Consider the following 23,731-nt stretch of genomic DNA (forward strand, 5'->3'; position numbering starts at 1 on the left):
TCCGCGCGGGCCCCTCCTTCTCCCTCTGGGAGAAGGTGATTTTTACAGCGCCCTACGCACCGCGTCCGCCAGCTCGTCCAGTTCCGTGATCCCCAGATCGGCATGGAACGGCAGGCTCAGCACTGACTTGGCCAGGCGGTCGGCCACCGGCATCTCGTCGCGGGCCGAGTGTCCCGGCCCCACGGGATTGGTCACGTAGCCCTCGGCGGCCAGCTTTGCGGCGACGGCGGGGGCAGCGCCTTCGGCCAGGCTGACGACCCAGGCGTCGGACACCCAGCTCATCCCCCAGCCCGGCTGGAAGCGGATCGGGGCGCCCAGCAGCAGCATGCGCAGGCGCTGGGCCGCGGTGGCCAGGCGCAGGCGCTGGCCCGACCAGGCCTCGAGCCCCGCCTCGCCGGCGAAGGCGGGCGCATCAAGGCGGGCGATGAAATCGGCGTCCTCGCAGGCCACGAACACGCCGCGTCCGCTGGGCAGGCCGACGACCACGGGAACCGGGGCGTCCATGACCACGTCAAAGCCCTCGCAAGCGTCGACGACGATCGGCAGGCCGGTCTCGGCATGGAAGGCGGCCCAGGCGGCCATGTCGGGCGCGCGGCCAAAGGCGCAGGTGGGGACGATGGCCTCGATCGGCGGCGGGGCCTCGCCCAGGCGCTCGCGCAGGTGAGCCGGATCGAACATCCAGCTGTAGGGGTCGACGTCGACCAGCCAGGGCTTCAACCCTGCGGCGGCGATGCCTTCGAGGGTGGCGGCGCAAGCCAGGGCCGGAACGATGCAGACCCCGCCGCGACGCGCGCCCGAAACGGCCAGGGCGGCGGCCAGGGCGGCGACCCGGGTCGAGACGGCGCGGACGGCGGTGGGACGGTCGAAACGCTCGGCCAGGCGGCTGTCGAGACCCGGCGCCAGGCCTTGTCGCAGCAATTGCTCGACGGCGGCGAAATCCTGCGGGACGCCCCGGGCGACGAGCTTGTCGCGCTTGCGGGCTTCCAACGACGGCGCGGTTCTGGGTTGAGGTTGCATCGGGACGGCGCTTCCGAAGATCCGGCTCTGCACAGGGCATCACCTTATGGTTAAGCAACCGTATCGAGTGACTCGCGGGGCGTGCATGCGGCGCGCCGTCGCGGCATTTTTGGGGCCGGAATCTTCCCGCTAGGCAGAAGCGGCCCAGCCGTCGCGCAATTCACGCTTCAAAACCTTGCCGATATGGCTGCGGGGCAGGGATTCCACCAGTTTCAGGTCGACCAGCCGCTGGGTCTTGCCGAGGCGCGCATTGACCCACGCCCTCAACCCCTCCGCGTCAATTCGCCCGACTCCCTCCATGGCGGGCCTTAACGCCACGAAGGCCACCGGCGATTCGCCCCAGGCGTCGGAGGGCACCCCGACCACGGCGGCCTCGGCGACGTCCTCGTGCTTGACGATCTCGGCCTCCAGGTCGCTGGGATAGATGTTGAAGCCGCCGCTGATGATCATGTCCTTCTTGCGGTCCATCAGCGTCAGGAAGCCGTCCTCGTCGAACCGGCCGACATCGCCGGTGCGGATGAAGTTCCAGCCCTCGGGCGAGACCCAGGTGGCTTCGGCGGTCTTGCCCGGCTGGCCGTGATAGCCGTTCATCATGCCTTCCGAGCGCCCGACGATCTCGCCGATCACCCCGGACCCGACCTGGACGCCGTCCTCGTCGATCAGCCGGATGTCGTGGCCGGGCGCGGGTCGGCCCACCGTGTGCAGCTTGTCCGGGTGCTCGTGGGCCATCAGGATGCAGGTGCCGCCGCCTTCGGTCATGCCGAAATACTCGACCAGCCCACCCGGCCAGCGCTGCAGCACCTGGGCCTTCAGCTCGGCCGCGAACGGGGCGCTGGTGCAGAGCTTCAGGTGGGTGGACGACAGGTCGAAGTCGCCGAAGTCGGGGCGGTCCATCAGCCGGCGGTACTGCACCGGCACCAGCATGGTGTGGGTCATGCGATGGCGCTGGGCCAGCTCAAGATATTTGCCGGCGTCGAACTTCTTCATCAGCACCACCGTGCCGCCGCCCGCCAGGGTGGGGAAGAAGCAGACCAGGGTGGTGTTGGAATAGAGCGGGGTCGACAGCAGGGTGACGGCCTCGCCGCCGTAACCGACCGCGTCGCCGCGGAACACGTGCTTCCAGCGCATGCCGTGCGACTGGACGATGCCCTTGGGCGCGCCGGTCGTGCCGCTGGAATAGATGATGTTGAACGGGGCCTCGGCGGTGATCGTCACCGACGCGGGCGTGGCGCCCTCCGGGGCCAGCCAGGCGTCGAAGGCGTCGCCGAACGCCGCGCCATCCAGGGCGATGTAGCGCACGGCGATCGGCGCGGGCGTCTGGGCCCGCGCCACGCCGGCGTCCATGAAGAACAGCCGCGCGCCGCAGTCGGCGACCATGCCGGCGATGGCCTCGGGCGTCGAGGACGGGGCCAGCGGCGCGACCGCGACGCCGGCCCGCAGGGCGCCGAGAAACAGGGCCGCGTAGGGAATCGACGACAGGGCGCAGACCGCGACGGCCTCGCCCGGCTTGATCCCATCGCGCTGCAGGGCGACGGCGACGCGGTCGGCCAGGGCGTCGAACTGGGCGTAGGTCACGGCCTCGCCGGTTTCCATGATCACGGCGGGATGGTCGGGGTTTTCCCGGGCCCGCAGCCGCAGGATGTCGCCCATCACGCCGTAGTCGGCGGTCATCATGGATTGGATCGAGGTCATGGCGATTTAAGTCCGCATCACAAAAACTGTTGTCATCCCGGAAGCCTCGCAGAGGCTGTCCGGGACCCAGGGGCGGTGCGCACCGCCCCTGGGTCCCGGGTCTTCGCTTCGCTACGCCCGGGATGACAACGGGAGAAGCGGAGATTTCAGATCAAGCGTCCTTGAAGCCCTTGCCCTCGGCCACCAGCCGTTCCAGCAGGGCCGACGGCTTGAAATCGTCGCCGAGCTTGGCCTGGAACTCCTGCATCCTGGCCAGGATCTTGGACAGGCCGACCAGCTCGCCCCAGAACATCGGGCCGCCCGAATAGACTGGCCAGCCGTAGCCGTTGATCCAGACGGTATCGATGTCCGAAGCCCGGATGGCCTTGCCCTCCTCGAGGATCTTGGCCCCCTCGTTGACCATCGGATACAGGCAGCGCTCCAGGATCTCCTGGTCGCTGATCTCGCGGCGCTGGATCTGGCGCTTCTCGGCGAACTCTAGAATGACTTGCTCGACCTCGGCCGAGGGCTTGGCGACCCGGTTCTCGTCGTAGTCGTAGAAGCCCTTGCCGTTCTTCTGGCCGCGCCGGTCCATCTCGCACAGCACTTCGCGGACGGTCGAGGACGAGGTCTTGGCCGGGTCCCAACCGATATCGAGGCCGGCCAGGTCGCTCATCGCGAACGGCCCCATCGGCAGGCCGAAATCGTAGAGCACGCGGTCGACGTCCCAGGGCATGGCCCCTTCGAGGATCAGCTTCTGGGCCTCGCGCTGGCGCTGGGCCAGCATGCGGTTGCCGACGAAGCCATGGCAGTTGCCGACCAGCACCGCGACCTTGCCGATCTTCTTGCCGATCTGCATCGCGGTGGCGATCACCGACTTGTCGGTCTTCTCGCCGCGCACGATCTCCAGCAGGCGCATGACGTTGGCCGGCGAGAAGAAGTGCAGGCCGATCACGCTCTCGGGCCGGCTGGTCGAGGCGGCGATCACGTCGATGTCGAGGTACGAGGTGTTGGAGGCCAGGATCGCGCCGGGCTTGGCGATCGCATCCAGCTTGCCGAACACTTCCTTCTTGATCTCCATCAACTCGAACACCGCCTCGATGATCAGGTCGCAGTCGGCCAGGTCTTCCAGGTGCATCGAGGGCGTCAGCAGCGCCATGCGCTTTTCGACGTCGTCCTGGGTCAGGCGGCCCTTCTTGGCGGTGTTCTCGTAGTTCTTGCGAATCACCCCGACGCCGCGGTCGAGGTTCTCCTGCTTGGCCTCGATGATCGTCACCGGGATGCCGGCGTTGAGGAAGTTCATCGAGATGCCGCCGCCCATGGTGCCGGCCCCGATCACCCCGACCTTCCTGACCGGAATGATGGCGGTGTCGTCCGGCACGTCGGGGATCTTGGCGGCCTGGCGTTCGGCGAAGAACACGTGGCGCTGGGCGGCCGACTGGCTGCCGGTCATCAGCTCCATGAACAGCTTGCGCTCTTGCTTCAACCCCTCGTCGAAGGGCAGGTTCACCGCCGCCTCGATGCACTTGATGTTGTTCTCGGGGGCCAGGAAGCCGCGGAATTTGCGGGCGTTGGCCTTGCGGAATTCGCTGAAGATCTCGGGCTTGCCGCGCGCGGCCTCGACCTTGGCGTTCTGGTCGCGGATGCGGGTCAGCGGCTTGTCCTCGGCCAGCACCACGCGGGCGAAGGCGATGGCCCCGTCGCGCAGGGCGCCTTCCTCGACGATGGAGTCGAACAGGCCCATGGCCAGCGCCGCCTTGGCCGGCACGTGCTGGCCGGTGGTGACCATCTCCAGCGCCTTCTCGACGCCCACGACGCGCGGCAGGCGCTGGGTGCCGCCGGCCCCCGGCAGCAGGCCGATATTGACTTCCGGCAGCCCGGCCTTGGCGGAGGGCACGGCGACGCGGAAGTGGGCGACCAGCGCCACCTCCAGCCCGCCGCCCAGCACCGTGCCGTGGATCGCGGCCACGACGGGCTTGGGCGAGTTCTCGATGGTGTTCTGCACGTCCTGCAGGGACGGGCCGGTCATGGCCTTGCCAAACTCGGTGATGTCGGCGCCGGCGATGAAGGTCTTGCCCTCGCAGATCAGCACGATCGCCTTGACCGCCGGGTCAGCGACCGCCGCCTCGAAGGCGCCTTTCAGCCCCTCGCGCACGGCCGCCGACAGGGCGTTGACCGGCGGCGAGTTGAGCGTGACGACGCCGATGTCGCCTTCGACGGAGAGATCTGTAACGGCGTTAATGGCGGCCATGGCGCTTCCACCCCTGTTCTTGAGTTTGCCCGCTCTTGAGTTTGAACGGTTGTTTGAAGCCAAACCTGCACGACGCGGCGGCGAAGTCCAGAGGGCGAGGGCGGCGCCGGGAATTTAGGCGCCGGCCGTTGACGCCGCCGCGATCATACTAGAAATTCTAAAACTCCAGTTTCAGCTGGAGTTGTCCGGACGGCGGGGGAGCGCCGTTCGGGCGCCGCGTTCGTCAACCCTTTGGCGATCGCGGGCAAGGCTCAGGCTGACCAGGGGCGTACGCGTGAAGTCGAGCCTTCAGGACGTGACTTGCACGCGTCCCACTTTTTCGAAGCCGACGTTCAGGCGGACGCGGCGCGCCGCGATGGCGCGTCGACTAGGTGAAGCGCACTTGGCGCGGGAGCACGCTCCCGCGCCGCTTTCTCTCCGCCGCTACACCCGCACCACGATCTTGCCGAACGGCCCGCGATCCAGGTGGTCAAGCGCCGCGTGCAGATCGGCGAAGGCGTATTCGCGGTCGATCACCGGCTTGAGGCCATGCTGGTCGACGAAGCGGACGAAGTCCTCCAGCGCCCGCCGGTGGCCGACCACGACGCCGCGCACCGACAACTGCTTGAGCAGCAGCGGAAACACCGTGCCCTTCAGTTCGGCCCCGTCCAGCAGGCCGATCACCGAGATCTGGCCGCGCACCGCCGACGCGGTGATCGAGCGGTCGAAATTGGCGCCGCCGGCCAGTTCCAGGATGTGCTCGGCGCCGCGTCCGTCGGTCAGGTCGATCACCGCCTGGGCCCAGTCGGTCTTCAGCCGGTTGACGCCGTGGTCGGCGCCCAGGGCCATGGCGCGGACCAGCTTGTCGTCGTCACCCGAGGTGATGATCGCCCGCGCTCCGGCCGCCTTGGCGATCTGCACCCCGAACAACGCCACTCCGCCGGTGCCCTGGGCCACCACGGTCTGGCCGGGCGCCAGGTGGCCCTCCTCGATCAGGGAGAACCAGGCGGTCAGGCCGGCGACCGGCAGGGTGCTGGCCTCGGCGTCGGTCAGGCTGGTCGGCGACGGCGTCAGCACCTGTTCCGACAGCACGACATATTCCGCCGCCACACCCGGGAACTTGCCGCCCAGGGTGGGGTAGCCGGGTTCGGCCGCCGAGCCGAACGCCGCCCCGTCGATCCAGTGGGGGATGAAGGTCGAGATCACCCGCTCGCCGCCGCTGAACCGCGCGACACCAGGCCCGACCGCCTCGACCGTCCCGGCCAGGTCCGAGACCGGGGTGAACGGGAAGGCCAGGTCCATGCCCATGCCGCTCTCGATCACCATCTTGTCGCGGTAGTTCAGCGACAGCGCCGTGACCTTGACCAGCACCTGGCCGGGGCCTGGCGTCGGGACGGAGACCGCCTCCAGCGCCAGGTGGTCGCGGCCATAGCCGCTCAGGGTCCAACGTTTCATCAACTTGGCCATTGCGCTCTTCCTCGACGCGGGAGCCCGGGGGCTCGGAGGAGGCGCACACTAATGGCCCAATAAATCTACGGTGGCGGCCGTTTGTCCCATCACTGTAGACTACTGAGAACCAATGGAGCGCGACGATGAGCGAACGGTTGAGCGGGGTCGAGGCCTTCGTCGAAGCGGTCGAGGCCGGCGGCTTCGCCCCGGCGGCCGTCCGCCTGGGCCTGTCGCGGTCGGCGGTGGGCAAGACGATCGCCCGGCTGGAGGCCCGGCTGGGCGCGCGCCTGTTCCATCGCACCACCCGCAGCCAGAGCCTGACCGACGACGGCCAGATGTTCTACGAGCGCTGCGTGCGGGCCCTGGCCGAGCTGGAAGCCGCCGAGGCGGCGCTGGAGTCCGGCCGGGCCGAGCCGGCGGGCCGCCTGCGGGTCACCGCGCCGGTGATCTTCGGCCGCCACTGCGTCGCGCCGATCCTGCTGGACCTGCTGCGGCGACACCCGGCGCTGGAGCTGGGCCTGTCGTTCAGCGATCGCCCCGCCGACCTGGTCGAGGACGGCTACGACCTGGCGATCCGCAACGGCGCCCTGCCCGACAACGCCGGGCTGATGGGGCGGCGGGTGTCGGGCCAGCGGATGACGGTCTGCGCCGCCCCGGCCTATCTGGACGCCCAGGGCCGCCCCAAGGCCCTGGCCGACATCGCCGGCCATCGGGCCGTGGTCTACGGTCGCGGCGACCGCGCGCGGCGCTGGCTGTTCCCGACGCCGGGCGGGCCGGACCGCGAGGTCGCCCCCGCCAACCGCGTCCGCTTCGACGACCTGGAGGCGATCACCGACGCGGCCGTGGCCGGCCTGGGCCTGGCCTGGCTGCCCTGCTGGCTGGTGCGCGAGCACGTCGCGGCGGGCCGGCTGGAACAGGTGCTGACCGACCAGCCCGGCCTGGTGTTCGACACTCACCTGCTCTGGCCTCGCGGCCCCCATCTGCCCCTGCGGGTGCGAGCCGCGATCGACGCCCTGGCGGCGGGATTGCCGCCGATGATGCTGGCCTAGGCGAGGCCCGGCGTTTAAGTCGGGGGCGCACGCTCTAGCCCCTCCGGGAGTCCCTCATGTCCGTCGTTCATCTGAAGTCGTGGAATCTCTCGATCGGCGCGGGCCAGCCCCTGGCCGTGATCGCCGGCGTGAATGTGCTGGAGAGCCTGGACCTGGCGCTGAACGTCGGGCGCGAGCTCCAGGCGATCACCACCCAGCTGGGCCTGCCGTTCGTGTTCAAGGCCAGCTTCGACAAGGCCAACCGCTCGTCGATCACCAGCTATCGCGGCCCCGGCCTGAAGGACGGCCTGGCCATACTGGCCGAGATCAAGCGCGTGCTGAACGTGCCGATCGCCACCGACATCCACGAGGTGGAGCAGGCGCGGCCCGTGGCCGCCGTCGCCGAGCTGGTGCAGATCCCCGCCTTTCTGTGCCGCCAGACCGACCTGGTGGTCGCCGCCGCCCGCGCCGCCCAAGCGGCCGGCGGCTGCCTGCACGTCAAGAAGGCCCAGTTCCTGGCCTCGTGGGACTGCAAGAACATCATCAGCAAGGCCCGCGAGGCGGCGCCCGGCGTCGAGATCATCCTGTGCGAGCGCGGGGCCTCGTTCGGCTACAACAACCTGGTGGTCGACATGCTGGGGATCGGCCAGATGCAGGCCCTGGGCGTGCCGGTGTCGATCGACGCCACCCACGCCGTGCAACTGCCCGGGGCCGACCCGCGCACCAACGGCGGCTCGACCGGCGGTCGCCGCGAGGGCGTGCCGATCATCGCCAAGGCCGCCGTCGCGGCGGGCGCCGACGCGGTGTTCCTGGAATTCCACCCCGAGCCCGACAAGGCCCTGTGCGACGGCCCCAGCTGCCTGCCGCTGGACGGGGCGGCGGGCCTGCTGAAGACGCTGAAGGCCCTGCACGGGGCGGTGCGGGCTTAGGGGGCCGTTGACGCTTGCCCCCGCCCCATTCGTCATCCCGAACAAGTCGGGGGATGACGAAACTTTTGAGTTGAAGAAGCGCTCGCTAGCGGCGAACGCCTTGCGTCCTTCGAGGCTTCGCTACGCTTCGCACCTCAGGATGAGGAAAACGGCACAACGCTCCTCATCCTGAGGAGCCCTCCAACGGAGGGCCTCGAAGGACGCACGGCTTCCCGCCTAAGCCGCTGACTCCGTGAACGCCGCATAGACCAGCGTCCGCAGCTCCCTGCGGATCGGATAGGCGCTCGACGGCGTCAGCTGGGTCATGAACACCACCGCCAGGTCCTCGACCGGGTCGATCCAGAAGGCCGTCGAGGCCATGCCGCCCCAGAAATATTCGCCGTGCGAGCCGATGTTCTTGGTCCGCGCCTGGTCCACGGTCATGGCGAAGCCGAGGCCAAAGCCCAGGCCCTCGAACACCGCCTCGCTGAACAGCGACTTGGACAGTTCCGTCAACTCCTTGCCGCCCGGCAGGTGGTTCATGGTCATCAGCTTCAGCGTCTTGGGGCTGACGATCCGCGCCCCGTCCAGCTCGCCGCCGTTCAGCAGCATGCGGCAGAACCGCATGTAGTCGTCGGCGGTCGAGACCAGGCCGCCGCCGCCCGACTTCACCGCCGGATCGGACAGGTAGCGGCTGGTCTCCGGGTCGTCCTGCAGCACCACCTGCCCCTTGGGGTTGAGGGTGTAGCAGGCGGTGAAGCGGCCGCGCTGGCTCTCCGGCACGAAGAAGCCGGTGTCGACCATCTTCAGCGGGTCGAAGATCCGGGTCTTGAGGAATTCGTCGAACGGCCGGCCCGAGATCGCCTGGACCAGGTAGCCCAGCACGTCGGTGGCCACCGAATAGTTCCAGGCCTCGCCGGGCGAGAACTCCAGCGGCACGGTCCCCAGCGCCTCGACGAAGGCCTCCAGCCCGCCCTCGCTGTCCACCCCGTCCAGCTTCAGCTTGCGATAGGCGGCGTCGACGTTGCTGCGCTGCTGGAAGCCATAGGTCAGGCCGGCGGTGTGGCGCAGCAGGTCGATGATCCGCATCGGCTCGGCCACGGGCTTGGTCAGGAAGCCGTTCAGCACCCCGGCCTGGAAGACGCCCAGCTTCTTCCACGACGGGATGTAGCGGTGCACCGGGTCGTCCAGCGAAACCAGCCCCTCCTCGACCAGCATCATGAAGGCGATCGAGGTGATCGGCTTGGTCATCGAATAGATGCGAAACAGGCTGTCGGCCTTCAGCGGCAGGCCGCGCTCGACGTCGGCCGAGCCCAGGACCGTGGCGTGGGCCAACTGGCCGCGCCGCCACACCTGGACCAGGGCGCAGGGCAGCTTTCCGGGCGCGATGTACTTGTCCTGGATGAAGGCGTCGATGCGTTTCAGTCGGTCCGACGACAGACCCACGGCTTCCGGCGTACTCAAGATGGCGTTCCTCCCGCGGCCGTCCAGGAGCGGACGGCGATCATGATCTTGGCGGCGACCGAAGGCGACGCGACACCGCCCCCCGCCGATCAAGCGCATATCAATTGAAAACTAGGGAGCGAGGATCGGCAAGCGTTTGCGCGACCCAGGACGACGCGGCGAGCGAACCAGACCTTCGAACCGCCACGTCTCCGCCCTAGTCCTGCAACATGCCAGCAAGATTCCGCGCTCACGAAAGCGGCGCCGGAACGCGGCCGCGCGCCTTGTCGCGACCGCGAGGCTTCCTAAATTGGACTAACCGGTCCAAAGACCCGCGCGACGACCGGCGATGAGGGGCGAGCACATGGACGACGGCCGGATCGCGAGCCCCGCCACCGAGCGGTACGCGAAGAAGAAAGAGGCGATCCTCGCCGCCGCGACCGCGATCCTCAATCGCCAGGGCGTCAAGGGCATGACCCTGGCCGACGTCGCCGCCAAGGTCGGGCTGATCACCACCAGCGTCACCTACTATTACCGCAAGAAGGACGACCTGGCCGCCGCCTGCTTCATGCGCGGCCTGGAACGTTTCGACGCCCTGGTCACCGAGGCCTCGCGGGCGCCGGACGCCCCCTCCCGGCTGCTGCGCTTCCTGGACCTCTATCTGGACCTGAACCGCCGGGTGCGGCTGGGCGAGGCCGCGCCCCTGACCAGCTTCACCGAGATGCGGGCCCTGAAAGAGCCCCTGCGCGGCTCGGTGCAGGGCGCGTTCAACGACCTGTTCCGCCGGGTGCGCGGCCTGTTCGAGGGCGCCGGCTTCGAGCACCTGGACAAGCGCGAGCGCAACGCCCGCACCCACCTGCTGCTGGAGCAGGTCTTCTGGTCGGGCTCCTGGCTGCGGCGCTACGACACCGACGACTACGGTCGGGTTCGCGACAAGATGTACGACATCCTGATCCACGGCCTGGCCCCGAAGGGCCGGGACGGCGCCGACCGCTGGGCTCCGGTCGCCCTGCCCGACCCGACGCCGGCCGCGCCCGAGAACCAGGAATGGCGCGAGACCTTCCTGGTCGCCGCCACCCGGCTGATCAACCAGCGCGGCTATCGCGGGGCCTCGGTCGAGGAGATCTCGGCCCAGCTGAACGTCACCAAGGGCTCGTTCTACCACCACCACGAGGACAAGGACGCCCTGGTGGTCGAGTGCTTCGAGCGAACCTTCGCCGTCACCCGCAAGGCCCAGGCCGACGCCCGCGCCCTGGCTACGGACGGGGGGGCCGGCGACGGCTGGAACCAGCTGGTCGCGGCGACCGCGGCCCTGGTCGAATACCAGCTGTCGGACCACGGCCCGCTGCTGCGCGCCTCGTCGATGGGGGCCCTGCCGATCGAGATCCGCCACGAGATGTCGCAAGGCTACAACCGCGGCTCGGAGCGCTTCGCGGCGATCATCTCGGACGGCGTGGCCGAGGGCTCGGTGCGCGCGGTCGACCCGATGATCGCCGCCCACATGATCAATTCGATGCTCAACGCCGCCGCCTCGCTGGGCGTGTGGATCCCCGGCGTCGAACGCGGAGAGGCCGCCGGGCTGTTCGCCCGGCCGCTGCTGATGGGGCTGTTCACGAAGTAGCGCGCCCTGCGTCCTTCGAGGCCCGCTGCGCGGGCGCCTCAGGATGAGGAGCGTTGTGCTGGATTCCTCATCCTGAGGTGCGTAGCGAAGCGAAGCCTCGAAGGACGCAATGCGCCCAACGAAAAAGGGCGGCCGAAGCCGCCCTTCCCCGTTCAAACCCGGAGGCTAGAACTTCTTCCGCACCCCCACCTTGTAGGTCCGGCCCAGCGGGTCGCCCGTGAACGGGTCGTAGCCCAGGTCGAGGCGGGCGTAGGACGGCTCCTGGTCGAAGACGTTGGTGATCGCCGCCGTCAGGGTGGTGTCCCACGGCAGGAAGACCCGATAGGCCAGGTCGGTGAGGATCTGGGTGTCGATCTTCTTGCCCGCCGACACCGTCACCGGCGCGCCGGTGGAGTCCTTGTAGGCGCCGGTCAGGAACGGCGCGACGCGCTGGTCCGTATAGCTGTCGATGTAGTGGACCGTGGCGCGCAGGTTATGCGGGCCCATCGTCCATTCGGCGAAGACGTCGCCCTTCCACTGCGGGATCGGCACGGCGATGGTCTGATAGTTCAGCTTGCCCACCGCGTCGAAGGCCGGCGAGACTAGGACCCCTTCGACGGTCTGGGCGCTGACCTTGTACTCCTGGATGTAGGTGGCGTTGGCGCCGATCGAGAGGTCGCCGCCGAGCACGCCCTCGAACCGGTAGTCGGCCGCGAGGTCGAAGCCCGAGTTCCTGATGTCCGGTCCATTGACATAGAAGGTCTTCAGCCGGGCGATCGACGAGATCGTGTTGCAGCTGGTGCTGTAGGTGAAGCGCGCCTGCAGGGCCGCATAGGCGGCGACGCCGCAGTTGTTGGCCCCCGCCGCGCCGTTCGGATAGAGGGCCGCGACCATGCCGGCCACCGGTTCGGCGACGATCGGCTTTTCGAAGTCGAAACGGAAGTAGTCGATGCTGGCCTTGAAGTTGCCCGCCTTGAACAGGGCGCCGGCGTTGTAGGTCTTGGCCTTTTCCGGCTGCAGGGCGGGATTGCCGTAGATGTCGACGGCGCGGAACACCCCCAGGATGCTCTGCAGCGAGGTGATCGACGAGGTCACCAGCTGCGGATCCGGCGGCCCGCGGAAGGTGGAGCCCGCCGAGGCGCGGAACGCCAGCCAGGGAGTGGCCTGCCAGCGGATCGCGGCCTTGGGATTGAAGGTCGAGCCGGTCTGGCCGCCATAGTCCTCGTAGCGCGCGGCCAGTTGCATCTGGATGGCCTCGGTGATCGGCAGGCTCAGCTCGCCGAACCCGGCCATGACCTCGTTCTGCTTGTCGGCCTCGGTGCCGACGCCCAGGAACATGAACGGCCCGTTGCGGACCGAGCCGGTGCAGGTGGTCACGCCGTAGTCCGGCGTGTTGACGCACGGATTGATCGCCGCGTTGCTGATGTCGTTGTAGTCCGACTTGAAGTAGGTGCGGCGGTACTGGGCGCCGGCCGCCCAGGCGATGTCGCCGCCCGGCAGGGTGATGTTGGTCTTGCCGTTCAGCACCGCCTCGCCGACGAACAGCCGCGAGGCCTGCTTGGTCGACAGCTTCTGGAAGAACCAGCGGGTGACTTCCTCGCTGTTGGCCAGAGCCGGGTTGAAGGCCGCGTTGGCCTGGCCGGTCATCACGTTGCCAGGAATGGCGTTGGCGAACGGGTTGTAGAACAGGCAGCCATTGACCCCGGGAACGCCCTGGATGCCGGGGGTGGCCGCGTCGGTGTCGCAACGCGGGCCGCCCAGGCCGCGCAAGGCCAGTTCGAAGCGGTTGACCAGGGTGTCGTAGCCCGTGCGGATCCCGACTTCCTGCGAATAGGTCAGGGCGATGTCCCAACCGATGCCGTTGTCGAACTCGCCCGAGAGGTCGCCCGACACCCGGAAGGCGTCATAGGCCCGCGCGCCGATCGAGGCCCCATAGCCGAAGGCGGGGTTGCCGCCCAGGCCGTAGGGCCGGTTGGCGGCGACGATCGCCCCGCCCAACAGGATGCTCGACGGCACCGTGGTCTGCGCCCCGGTCACCAGGCTGGTGGTGGTGATGGTCGGGTTGGCGGCCATGAAGGCGATCAGGCCGGGGTTGTTGGCCGGCACGTAGTAGCGCCCGGCCAGGGTCGGCGCCGCCGAGGCCTCGGCGGTGGGCACCGCCAGCGCCGCGTAGGACGGCGAGGTATTCCAGTCGGGCACGTCGGTGTGGGAATACAGCACCTCGGCGTGGAACTTGGTCTTGGCCGACAGGTCGGCATTGACCTCGGCATAGGCCTGGATGGCGTCCTGCTTCTCGACCAGGTTGTCGAACGGCGTGTAGTGCCACAGGCAGATGGGCGTTATGCCGCTGAAGCCTGGGGTGCCGCCCAGGGGCGCGCAGGCGGGGTCGCGAAAGCCCGTGGTCGAGGCGGCGGCCGGGACGAAGGTCGAGGGGTTGCCCGCCGCCGACCAGCCGGCTTCAGGATTGGACAGGTACGACTTGTTGGCCCAGTCGCGATCGCCGACGCTGAGCTTGGAGCGGTGTTGCCAGCCGACGCTGGCCAGCAGGTTGGCGTTGTCCCAGACCTTGCCGTAGGTGACGTTCAGGCCGTAGTCGCCCTTCGAGCCGTCGATATAGCGATAGTCGGCGCCGGCCTCGAGGCCGTTGAAGTTCTTCTTGGTGATGAAGTTGACGACGCCGGCGATGGCGTCCGAGCCGTAGGTCGCGGCCGCCCCGTCCTTCAGCACCTCGATCCGGCCGATGGCGGCGGTGGGAAGGATGTTGGTGTCGACGATGCCGGCCCCGGCCGCGGCCAGGGGGTTGATGGCCAGGCGCCGGCCGTTCAGCAGCACCAGGGTGCGTTGCGAGCCGAGGCCGCGCAGGTTGACCGAGCCCGAGCCTTCCGAGCCCTGGGCGCGGCTGTCGAACTGGTTGGTGTCGCCCAGCACGCCGTTCGAGACCGGCAGGGCCTTGAGCAGTTCCACCGTCGAGGGCGAGCCCTGCTTCTGCAGGTCCTCGGCCCCGATCACGTCGACCGGCAGCGACGCGTCCTCGGGCGTGCCGCGGATGAACGAGCCGGTGACGATGATCTCTTCGACCTCGACCGGTCCGTCTCGTGAGGGCTTGGTCTGGGCCAGGGCCCCCGTCGCCATGGTCATGACAAGCGTCAGGGCCGAGGCCCCACGCAGGAACATCGTTCTTCTCATTGGTCTTCCCTCCCGAGCTGCTTTTTTGAATGCAGGCATTTTGGGCTTCGGGGGATCTCAGTCGGCGGCGTGCTCCACGCCGCGCCTGTCGGGCGAGAACATGACGGCCTCCACCGCCACGTCACCCGCAAGACGCGTTTCGAAAATTGAAGATGCGTGTTCGTGGACCGACAACCTTAGGTTCCCCCTAGGCCGGATAACTAAAACGCTTTCACTTACTGCCCGCTACTCCGCACGGACGGGCCACGACTCTCGGAGTCGAACACCTGTTTCGATGATGCGGTATGTTTTGACGGTACGTCAACCTCGCGCCGGTCATTGGCCCGCGACAGGGGGCCTGCTGGCGTCCTGCTGACAGAAACCGGCGCGTCGCGATGCTAGGCGACGACCAGGCAGGCCGGGGGCCGGCGGGGCGACACGAACTCTTCGTGGCGACGATGTCGCAAAGCCGCCTCCTCGTTCGTCGTCCCTAGGAAGCCGGACGGACAACCTCCTTCCGTCGCCTGAAAACCGCGGTGTGGGCCAAGATCGAGGAGCATTCATGAGGGCCGCCGAACCGACCCGCGCGGACGAGACCGGTAACGGCGGAATCATTGCGCAATTGTCATGCTTGATCGACGGCGCGCGGCCTTTCCACCGGGCGTTGCAGCCCCTAAATGAGCGAACGGCGATCCGCCAACTCCCCCGGCGCGATCGTCCGTCCAGGCGCCTCTTGATGAGATCAGTCGTGACCAGAGCGCTCGCGCGCCCTTGGCCCGCTCGCCCCGGCGCCGCCGCGACCGGACCTGGACGTCGCGCGCGAACGGCGCCCAGGCGATCCTCGCCTCCAACATTGCTAAATCAATTGACTATTAATTTGCTTAGCAATATCCGTTCTGGCATGGCGACGGATGATCCCTTTTCAGCATGTCTGGCGACCTACAAGTCGCGGATGACGGGCGACCCGATCGGTCAGCGCCTCAAGGAAATCTCGATCCTGACGCGCGAGATCGGCAAGAAGATCGGCGGGTCCCTGGGGGTGAACGTCACCGACATGGCGGCTCTGGAACAACTTCTGACCAGCGGCCCCCTGACGCCGGGCGAACTGGCCGCTCGCCTCGAGGTGACGACCGCCGCCAGCACCCAGATCGTCGACCGCCTCGAACGGGCGGGACACGTCCGCCGGGAACGCCAGGCCGGCGACCGTCGCAAGGTGTTCGTCGTTCCGACCTATGCTTCGGTGGACAGGGCCTTTCAGCAACTGGCCCCGATGCTGGATGGGCTGGACGGCGTCATCGCCAGTCTGGACCAGGCCGAGCGCCAGGTGATCGAACGGTTCCTGGACCAGGTGATCGACGTCTATCGCAATGTGGCAGGCTTCCCTCCGTCGGCTTCCGAGCCCCTTTGAAATAACGGCGGCCGCCCCCGCGGCCGCAACTTCAGGTGTTTCTTGATGAGTTCAGTCATGACCGGTGAGCGCACGCGCCCTCGGCCCCTCCGATCGGGAGCCGCGCTGGCGGCGCTGGGCCTGGGCGGCCTGGCCCTGACGGCTTGCGTCTCGACGCCGCGCCCCACGCCCGACACCCGCCTGCCGGCCGCCTATGAGGCTCCGGCCGGGACCACCTTGCCCCAGGCCAGCCTGGACCGCTGGTGGACCAGCTTCAACGATCCGCAGCTGACCGCCCTGGTCGAGGCGGCCCTGGAAAAGGCCCCGGACGCCCGCAGCGCCCAGGCCGTGCTGGACGAGGCCCGCGCCGTGCGCAAGGGCCAGGTCCGCCAGCTCTACATCCCCTCGACGCCGCTGACCGGCAGCGGCAGCAAGACGCACACGAAGATCCTGGATCAAAAGTTGCCGGCCGGCGTGTTTCCGTTCACCCAAGGCGGCGATACCGAGAGCTACGCCGCCAATTTCGACGTCAGTTGGGAACTCGACCTGATCGGCCGTCGTCGCGCGGCCCGCCAGGTGGTCGACAACGACCTGGCCGCCGCCCGCTTCGGCTTCGAGGGGGCGCGCGCCGCCCTGGCCGCCAATGTCGCCCAATCCTATTTCGAGGCCCGCGGCCTGGCCGTGCAACTGGACGACGCCCGCGAGACCGTCCGCATCAACGGCGGCCTGCGCGACAGCGCCGTGAAGAAGGGCGAGGCCGGCCTGGTCGCCACCTCCGAGGGCGACCGCGCCGAGGCCGACATGGCCCAGGCCCAGGCCCAGGTCGCCGACCTGGAAGCCCAGCTGGCCGTCGCCCGGCGCAGCCTGCTGATCCTGGTCGGGCGCGGGATCGACCCGTTGGTCAGCCTGCCGGTCGATGCGGTGCTGGACGCCCCGCCGCCCGTCCCCGCCACCGTACCCGGCGAACTGCTGGCCCGCCGCCCCGACGTGCGCGAGGCCCAGGCCAAGCTGGCCTCGGCGGCCGGCAACCTGAAGATCAACGAACTGGCGCTGTTCCCGACCTTCAACCTGACCCCCGGCGTCGGCCTGTCCAAGAGCATCTCTCCTAGCTTCGGCTTGGCGGGCGGCAAGACGGAAACCACCAGCTCGACCTGGACGCTGGGCGCCAACCTGTCGATCCCGGTGCTGAACATCCCCTCGTTGCTGGCCGACATCGACGCCCAGAACGCCCGCACCCGGCAGGCGGCCATCGCTTACGAGAAGGCTGTGCAGACCGCCTATGGCGAGGCCGAGAACGCCATGGTCCAGCTGAACGCCGACCAGCGCCGCGTGACCCTGCTGACCGCCGGCGAGATCCGGGCCGAGCGGGCCTATGCCGCCGGCCGCAAGGGCTACGCCCTGGGCCTCACCGACCTGACCACCACCCTGCAGGCCGAACAGTCCTGGCGCCTGGCCCGCACCGCCCTGACCGGCGCCAAGACCCAGGCCCTGCTGCGCGCCGTCCAGACCTACAAGGCGCTGGGCGGCGGATGGTCGCCCAATCCTGCCCAAGAGAGCACGGTCCCCACCCAGGTTTCCTCGAAATGAGATCCTCCCCCATGACGACCCGCACTTCGCTCGCCGCCATGCTCCTGATCACCGCGGTCGGCCTGACCGCCTGCGGCGAGAAGAAGGACAAGGCTCCCCCCAAACCCGCATCGGTGGCCCGCACCGTCAGCGTCGGCGGCGTCGAGGCCCGGCCGCTGGGCGGCGGGGTCGAGGCGTCCGGCCTGCTGGTCGCGCGCGAAGAGGCCGCCGTCGGCTCGGAGCTTTCGGGCTACCGCGTCGCCCGGCTCTATGCCGACGAGGGCGACTATGTCCGGGCCGGCCAGCCCCTGGCCCAGCTGGACGACACCCTGCTGCGGGCCCAGGTCGACCAGCAGGCGGCCGTGACCGCCCAGGCCCAGGCCGAGGCCAAGCGCGTCGCCGGCCTCGACGGCCAGGGCGTGCTGTCCCAGGAGCAGATCGAGACCCGCCGCTACACCGCCAAGGCCCAGGAAGCGGCCCTGAAGGAACTACGCACCCGCGTCTCGCGCATGACCATCACCGCCCCGGTCGGCGGCCTGGTCCTGCAGCGCGGCGTGCAGCCGGGCCAGATCGCCGGCGGCGGGACCACCCCGTGGTTCAGCATCGCCCGCGACGGCCTGGTCGAGCTGGAGGCCGAGGTCAACGAAGCCGACCTGGCCGGAATCCGCGCCGGACAGCCGGCCCAGGTCAGCCTGCCCGGCGGCCAGTCGGTGTCGGGCGTCGTCCGCCTGGTCAGCCCCCGGGTCGACAGCGCCAACCGCCTGGGCAAGGTGCGGGTGCGCCTGCCGGTCCGTCAGGACCTGCGGCCCGGCGGCTTCGGCCGCGCCACCTTCGGCGCCTCGGGCTCCAGCGTCGTCGCCGTGCCGGAATCGGCCATCCGCTACGAGGCCGACGGCCTGTCGCTGATGACCGTCGACGGCAACAACCGCGCCCACCAGGTGGCCATCAAGGTCGGCCAGAAGGGCGGCGGCTGGGCGCAACTGATCCAGGGCCCGCCGGCCGGAACCCGCGTGGTGCTGGGCGGAGCCTCGTTCGTGGCCGACGGCGACCTCGTCCGGCCGTCCAACATCCAACAGGCGGCCCGCTGATGGCGACCGAACTCAAAATCTCCGCCTGGGCGATCAAGAACCCGATTCCCGTCGCGGTCCTGTTCATCGCCCTGATCATCGCCGGCGTCGGCTGCTACATGGCCCTGCCGATCAAGCAGTTCCCCAATGTCGAGTTCCCCGCCGTGACCGTAACGGTCACCCAGAGCGGCGCGGCGCCCGGCGAGATGGAGACCCAGGTCACCCGTCCGATCGAGGACGCCGTGGCCAGCATCTCCAACGTCAAGACCATCCGCTCGTCGGTGGTCCAGGGCGCCTCGACCACCACCATCGAGTTCGAGCTCGGCGAGGACCTGCAGAAGGTCACCGACGAGGTCCGCTCCAAGGTCGACCAGACCCGCTCGATCCTGCCGCGCGAGGTCGACGAGCCGATCGTCCAGCGCCTGGAGATCACCAGCGCCCCGATCATCACCTATGCCGTCTCGGCCCCGAACATGAGCCCGACCGAGCTGTCGTGGTTCATCGACGACACCGTCACCCGCGCCCTGCAGGGCGAAAAGGGCGTGGCCCAGGTGGCCCGGGTCGGCGGCGTCGACCGCGAAATCAACGTCATCATCGATCCCGACCGCATGGCCGCGTTCGGCGTCACCGCCCCGCAGCTGAACACGGCCCTGGCCAGCTTCAGCGTCGACGCTCCCGGCGGACGGGCCAAGATCGGCGGCCGCGAGCAGACCTTGCGCGTGCTGGGCGCGGCCACCACGGTCGAGCAACTGCGCAACATCACCATTCCCATCAGCGGCGGCCGCTACGTGAAACTGACCGACGTCGCCCAGGTCGGCCAGGGCGCCGAGGAGCAGCGCGGCTTCGCCCGCCTGGACAGCCGCCCCGTCGTCGCCTTCCAGGTGATGAAGACCCGCGACTCCAGCGACGTCGCCGTCGAGGACCGCGTCAAGGCGGCCGTCGACAAGCTGGAGGCCAAGCAGCCCGGCGTGACGTTCGTGAAGATCTTCTCGACCGTCGACGAGACCCGCGCCAGCTTCACCGCCACCGAGCACACCCTGCTGGAAGGCATGCTGCTGGCGTCGCTGGTGGTGTTCCTGTTCCTGCGCGAGTGGCGGGCCACCCTGATCACCGCCATCGCCATGCCGGTGTCGCTGATCCCCACCTTCGCCTTCATGGCGGTGATGGGCTTCTCGTTGAACGTCGTGACCCTGCTGGCCCTGACCCTGGTCATCGGCATCCTGGTCGACGACGCCGTGGTCGAGATCGAGAACATCGAGAAACGCGTCTCGCGGGGCCAGAGGCCCTTCCAGGCGGCGATGGAGGGGGCGGATTCCATCGGCCTGGCGGTCGTGGCCACCACCTTCACCATCGTGGCGGTGTTCGTGCCGGTGTCCTACATGCCCGGCACGCCCGGCCAGTTCTTCAAGGAGTTCGGCCTGACCGTCGCCGTGGCGGTGCTGTTCTCGCTGGTCGTCGCCCGCCTGCTGACCCCGCTGCTGGCCGCCTATTTCCTCAAGCCGTCCAGGAACCCGCATCCGCGCAAGCCGTTCGAGGGCTTCTATCGCGGCGCCCTGGACTGGGCGCTGGATCACCGGATCCTCAGCTGCATCATCGGCGGCCTGATCTTCGTCGGCTCGATCATGCTGGCCGGCCTGCTGCCGACCGCCTTCCAGCCGGCCGGCAACGCCAACTACTACTATCTGAAGGTCCAGGGCCCGCCCGGCGCGACCACGGCCGACATGGAACGCACGGTCCAGGCCGTGACCAAGATGTTCAAGGCCCGCCCGGAGACCGCCCACGTCTTCGCCCAGGTCGGGTCCAACATCGGCAGCGGCTGGGGCGGCCAGAGCGGGGCCGACATCCGCGACGCCACCATCACCATCGTCCTCAACGCCAAGCGCGACCTGCGGGTGACGCAGATCAAGCAGGTGGTCCGCGCCGGCCTGCGCGACATCCCCGACGCCCGGGTCAACCTGCTGGGCGACTGGGGCACCTCGGACGTCCAGACCATCCTGACCGCCGAGGACGGCCCGCTGCTGGAACGCACCGCCTTGCAGGTGGAACGCGAGATGCGCGGCCTGACGACGGTCGCCGATCCCCGCCCCTCCTCGCCGCCCAGCGGTCCGGAAATCATCATCCGCCCCAAGGCCGACGAGGCCGCCCGCCTGGGCGTCAACGCCGCCGACATCGCCGCCATCGCCCGGGTGGCGACGGTCGGCGACATCGACTCCAACGTCGCCAAGATGACCCAGGGCGAGCGGAGAATCCCGATCCGCGTGCGCCTGCCGGCCGAGACCCGCGCCGACCTCGACGCCCTGGGCGCCCTGCGCATCCCCACGGCCGGCGGCGGCACCACGCGATTGGATAGTGTCGCCGACCTGTCGTTCCAGGCCGGCCCGGCCAAGATCGACCGCTTCGCCCGCAAGCGTCAGCTGACCATCGAGGCCGACCTCAACAACGGCGCCCAGCTGGGTCAGGCGATGGCCGACGTCAACAAGCTGCCGACCATGGCCAAGCTGCCGGCCGGCGTCACCCCGGCCGCGGCCGGCGACCAGGAGGCCTTCGTCGAGCTGTTCACCGGCTTCGCCGTGGCCCTGCTGTCGGCGGTCGGCCTGGTGTTCGGCGTGCTGGTGCTGCTGTTCCGCAGCTTCTTCAAGCCGGTGACCATCCTGTCGGCCCTGCCCCTGGCGATCGGCGGCGCGTTCTTCGCCCTGCTGGTCACCGGCCAGTCGCTGTCGATGCCGTCGCTGATCGGCTTCCTGATGCTGATGGGCCTGGCGGCCAAGAACTCGATCCTGCTGGTCGAGTACGCCATCGAGCAGGAACGGTCGGGCATGAGCCAGCGCGACGCCATCCTCGACGCCTGCCACGAACGGGCCCGGCCGATCGTCATGACCACCCTGGCGATGATGGCCGGCATGATGCCGACCGCCATGGGCATCGGCACCGGTTCGGAGTTCCGCCAGCCGATGGCCGTGGCGGTGATCGGCGGCCTGATCACCTCGACCGTGCTGTCGCTGGTGCTGGTGCCGGTGGTCTACGAGATCGTCGACGACATCGAGCGCTGGCTGACCCCGCATCTGGCCCGCTGGACCACCCCGCGCGAGGCGCCCACGGGGGCCTTGTCGCCGGTGGATCGGCTGTAGGGCGAACGAACGAACGGGGACACACACTGGTATGTGTGTGTCCCCAAGCTTCCGACCTTTACCGCTGCTTGCCGCTGTCGAGCAGCGAGCCCACCGCCGGCGCGCCCGCGGCCTTGGCGCTGATCGGCTCGCACCACGAGAACCGGCCATACGCGGCCTCGGTGCGCCGGCTCGCCAGACCCGCCTCGTAGAGCGCCTGTCCCAGATCCTCGCCGTCCAGCCTGACGACGGCCAGCTCGCGATGGAACTCGTCGAAGCCGTCCGGCGTCTCGATGGCCACGACACGGGCTTCGCGCACCTTGCCCCGGACCCAGTCGGTCACCTGCTTGGCGGCCGCCGCCTCGGCCCAGCAGCGGGCGTCGGGCACGCCCTGCGGCGCATAGGCGTTGGCCAGGCGCACGTGCCGCCCGTCGATCACGAAGGCGTCGGCGCTGAGCACCCGCACGCGGTCGCCCAGGCCGGGTGGCGCGCTGATCGAGGCCGGCGGGTCCGGTGTCCTCTGGCAGGCCGCCAGCGGCACGGTCAGCGACAGGGCTCCCAGCAGGGAGAAGAGGCGATGGCGGTTCACGGGGTCTCTCGCGTTTCCCTTAGGGTAGAGTCGTCTCGCTCCGCCGCCTAGAGCGTTTCCCGACCTGATTGCATCAGGCCGGGCGCTCTAGGTTCTTGTTTTTGCGTATTTTCTTCACGCGAACCGGTGTCCACTTCGCTCGAAAATGCCCTAGCCCGCCGGCGTCACCGCCCCGAACAGCTTGTCGGCGAACAGGTCCAGGGTCTTCTGCGACATCGTGGTGTTGTTGAGGATCACCACGCTCGCGCGGGTGTCGAAGCGGTGGCCCAGCACCGAGCGGAAGCCGGCGGTGTTGCCCGTCTCCCAGCCGGCTGGATAGGGCTTGCCGTCGACCACCAGGGTACGGATCCGGCCGCCCAGGGCGTAGCGGTCGCTGGCCACCTCGACGGTCCGCAGGGCTCTTTGCGAAGCGGGCGACAGGAAGCCGGTGTCGAAGATCAGATGGGCCGCCTTCAGCAGGTCCGACGCCGCGCCGAAATAGCCGCCCGCGGCGGCCATGTAGGGCTGGCGGTCGTTGGGACGTCGGGTCGGCGGCTTAGCGTCGGTATAGCCGACGGCGGTGTTGGGCTCAGCGGTGATCGCGTCGTCGGCCCGGATGCCGTCCAGCCCCAGCGGGCTCAGGGTGATCTCGCGCACGGCCGTCTGGAACGGCAGGCCGGTGACCCTCTCGACGGCGGCCAGCACGATGATCCAGTTGGTGAGGGCGTAATCGAACCGCGTCCCCGGCTCGAACGCCAGGTCGCCCAGGCAGAAGCGCTCCAGGGCCTCCGCCGTGCTCAGCCGCGCCTTGAAGAGGGAGGGATCGGCCTTGATCGCCGTGGTGAAACCGTTGGGCACGCCGCTGCTGTTGGACAGCAACCGCCGCAGGGTGACCTTGGCGCCGGTGTCGGCGCGATAGTCGGGCAGCCAGGTGGTGATCGGCGCGTCCAGCGACAGCTTGCCGGCCTCGACCAGCTTGAGGACGGTGACGGCGGTCAGCCATTTGGACATCGAGGCGATGGCGTAGACGGTGTCGATCGTGGCCGGGCGCGCGGCCTCGATGTCGGCCATGCCGAAGGCCCGGGCATAGGTGGCCTTGCCGGCCTTGCCCAGCATGACCACGCCCTGGAAGGCCTGTTCCTTGACGAAGGCGTCGACGACCGGATTGTCGCCCCCCAGGGGTCTTGCGGCGGCCAGGGCCGTCGTGGGCGCCAGCATCAGGCCGGCCCCGGCCAGGATCAGGTCGCGTCGCTTGAGCATGGGAGGTTCCGACTGGGCCCGCCGGTCGAGGCCATGGCCACGCTAGGCGGCGCGGCCCGGGCGGTCATCTTAAGGTGTCGTAATGGAGGCCCCCTTGCCCCCTCCGACCCTTCGGGCCACCTCCCCCGAAGGGGGAGGAATGCAAAAGGCCCCGGGGTTTCCCCCGGGGCCTTGGCTAGTTCGGTAGAGACTTCAGAAGGTCGAAGACTATTCGACGATCTTGGCCACCACGCCGGCGCCGACCGTGCGGCCGCCTTCGCGGATG

The 23,731-nt window shown here is 69.1% G+C and carries 15 protein-coding genes; 7 read left to right on the top strand and 8 right to left on the bottom strand.

The window, feature by feature from the left end:
• Positions 1-42: 42 nt before the first annotated feature.
• The 4 genes from ASD79_RS08885 to ASD79_RS08900 all read right to left on the bottom strand — a co-directional run bounded on the left by ASD79_RS08885 (position 43) and on the right by ASD79_RS08900 (position 6,385).
• Positions 43-1,017, bottom strand: a complete 975-nt coding sequence (locus ASD79_RS08885) for a DegT/DnrJ/EryC1/StrS family aminotransferase (protein WP_056720736.1) — start codon at positions 1,015-1,017, stop codon at positions 43-45.
• A gap of 129 nt (positions 1,018-1,146) precedes the next feature.
• A complete protein-coding gene (locus tag ASD79_RS08890) occupies positions 1,147-2,709 on the bottom strand; it encodes a class I adenylate-forming enzyme family protein (protein WP_056720709.1) in 1,563 nt (520 codons plus the stop codon).
• A gap of 151 nt (positions 2,710-2,860) precedes the next feature.
• A complete protein-coding gene (locus tag ASD79_RS08895; RefSeq protein WP_056720711.1) occupies positions 2,861-4,939 on the bottom strand; it encodes a 3-hydroxyacyl-CoA dehydrogenase NAD-binding domain-containing protein in 2,079 nt (692 codons plus the stop codon).
• Between the two features lie 423 nt (positions 4,940-5,362).
• Entirely contained in the window at positions 5,363-6,385 is a 1,023-nt protein-coding gene (locus ASD79_RS08900; protein ID WP_056720713.1) for an NAD(P)-dependent alcohol dehydrogenase, read from the bottom strand.
• A gap of 125 nt (positions 6,386-6,510) precedes the next feature.
• On the opposite strand from ASD79_RS08900, the gene ASD79_RS08905 reads away from it, so the two are divergent.
• Positions 6,511-7,416 (top strand): LysR family transcriptional regulator, encoded by a 906-nt coding sequence (locus ASD79_RS08905; RefSeq protein WP_056720714.1) that lies wholly within the window; start codon positions 6,511-6,513, stop codon positions 7,414-7,416.
• 56 nt (positions 7,417-7,472) lie between these two features.
• Complete coding sequence (gene kdsA, locus ASD79_RS08910) at positions 7,473-8,324, top strand: 3-deoxy-8-phosphooctulonate synthase (RefSeq protein WP_056720716.1); 852 nt, start codon at positions 7,473-7,475, stop codon at positions 8,322-8,324.
• Positions 8,325-8,540: 216 nt separating this feature from the next.
• On the opposite strand, the gene ASD79_RS08915 is transcribed toward kdsA, so the two are convergent.
• The gene (locus ASD79_RS08915) at positions 8,541-9,767 is read right to left on the bottom strand and encodes a serine hydrolase (protein ID WP_056720717.1); all 1,227 of its coding nucleotides are present in this window, start codon (positions 9,765-9,767) and stop codon (positions 8,541-8,543) included.
• 343 nt (positions 9,768-10,110) lie between these two features.
• On the opposite strand from ASD79_RS08915, the gene ASD79_RS08920 reads away from it, so the two are divergent.
• Positions 10,111-11,367, top strand: a complete 1,257-nt coding sequence (locus ASD79_RS08920) for a TetR/AcrR family transcriptional regulator (RefSeq protein ID WP_082584857.1) — start codon at positions 10,111-10,113, stop codon at positions 11,365-11,367.
• A gap of 165 nt (positions 11,368-11,532) precedes the next feature.
• Here the strand turns inward: ASD79_RS08920 and ASD79_RS08925 are convergent, their stop codons facing one another.
• Positions 11,533-14,532 (bottom strand): TonB-dependent receptor, encoded by a 3,000-nt coding sequence (locus ASD79_RS08925; protein ID WP_056720721.1) that lies wholly within the window; start codon positions 14,530-14,532, stop codon positions 11,533-11,535.
• Between the two features lie 880 nt (positions 14,533-15,412).
• Here ASD79_RS08925 and ASD79_RS08930 point away from each other — a divergent pair.
• From ASD79_RS08930 to ASD79_RS08945, 4 genes are read left to right on the top strand one after another with little or no spacing between them, the layout of a single operon-like run.
• On the top strand, positions 15,413-15,919 hold the full coding sequence (locus ASD79_RS08930; protein WP_056720723.1) for a MarR family winged helix-turn-helix transcriptional regulator: 507 nt from the start codon (positions 15,413-15,415) through the stop codon (positions 15,917-15,919).
• A gap of 57 nt (positions 15,920-15,976) precedes the next feature.
• On the top strand, positions 15,977-17,485 hold the full coding sequence (locus ASD79_RS08935) for an efflux transporter outer membrane subunit (protein ID WP_056720725.1): 1,509 nt from the start codon (positions 15,977-15,979) through the stop codon (positions 17,483-17,485).
• Positions 17,428-18,552 (top strand): efflux RND transporter periplasmic adaptor subunit, encoded by a 1,125-nt coding sequence (locus ASD79_RS08940; protein ID WP_056720728.1) that lies wholly within the window; start codon positions 17,428-17,430, stop codon positions 18,550-18,552. Before ASD79_RS08935 ends, ASD79_RS08940 begins: the two co-directional genes overlap by 58 nt.
• A complete protein-coding gene (locus tag ASD79_RS08945) occupies positions 18,552-21,659 on the top strand; it encodes an efflux RND transporter permease subunit (protein ID WP_056720730.1) in 3,108 nt (1,035 codons plus the stop codon). The genes ASD79_RS08940 and ASD79_RS08945 overlap by 1 nt, the downstream gene beginning before the upstream one ends.
• Before the next feature lie 58 nt (positions 21,660-21,717).
• On the opposite strand, the gene ASD79_RS08950 is transcribed toward ASD79_RS08945, so the two are convergent.
• A complete protein-coding gene (locus ASD79_RS08950; RefSeq protein WP_056720732.1) occupies positions 21,718-22,227 on the bottom strand; it encodes a thermonuclease family protein in 510 nt (169 codons plus the stop codon).
• 150 nt (positions 22,228-22,377) lie between these two features.
• On the bottom strand, positions 22,378-23,466 hold the full coding sequence (locus ASD79_RS08955; protein WP_056720734.1) for a serine hydrolase: 1,089 nt from the start codon (positions 23,464-23,466) through the stop codon (positions 22,378-22,380).
• Positions 23,467-23,731: the final 265 nt, after the last annotated feature.

The organism is Caulobacter sp. Root655 (assembly GCF_001427665.1).
Classification (GTDB): domain Bacteria; phylum Pseudomonadota; class Alphaproteobacteria; order Caulobacterales; family Caulobacteraceae; genus Caulobacter.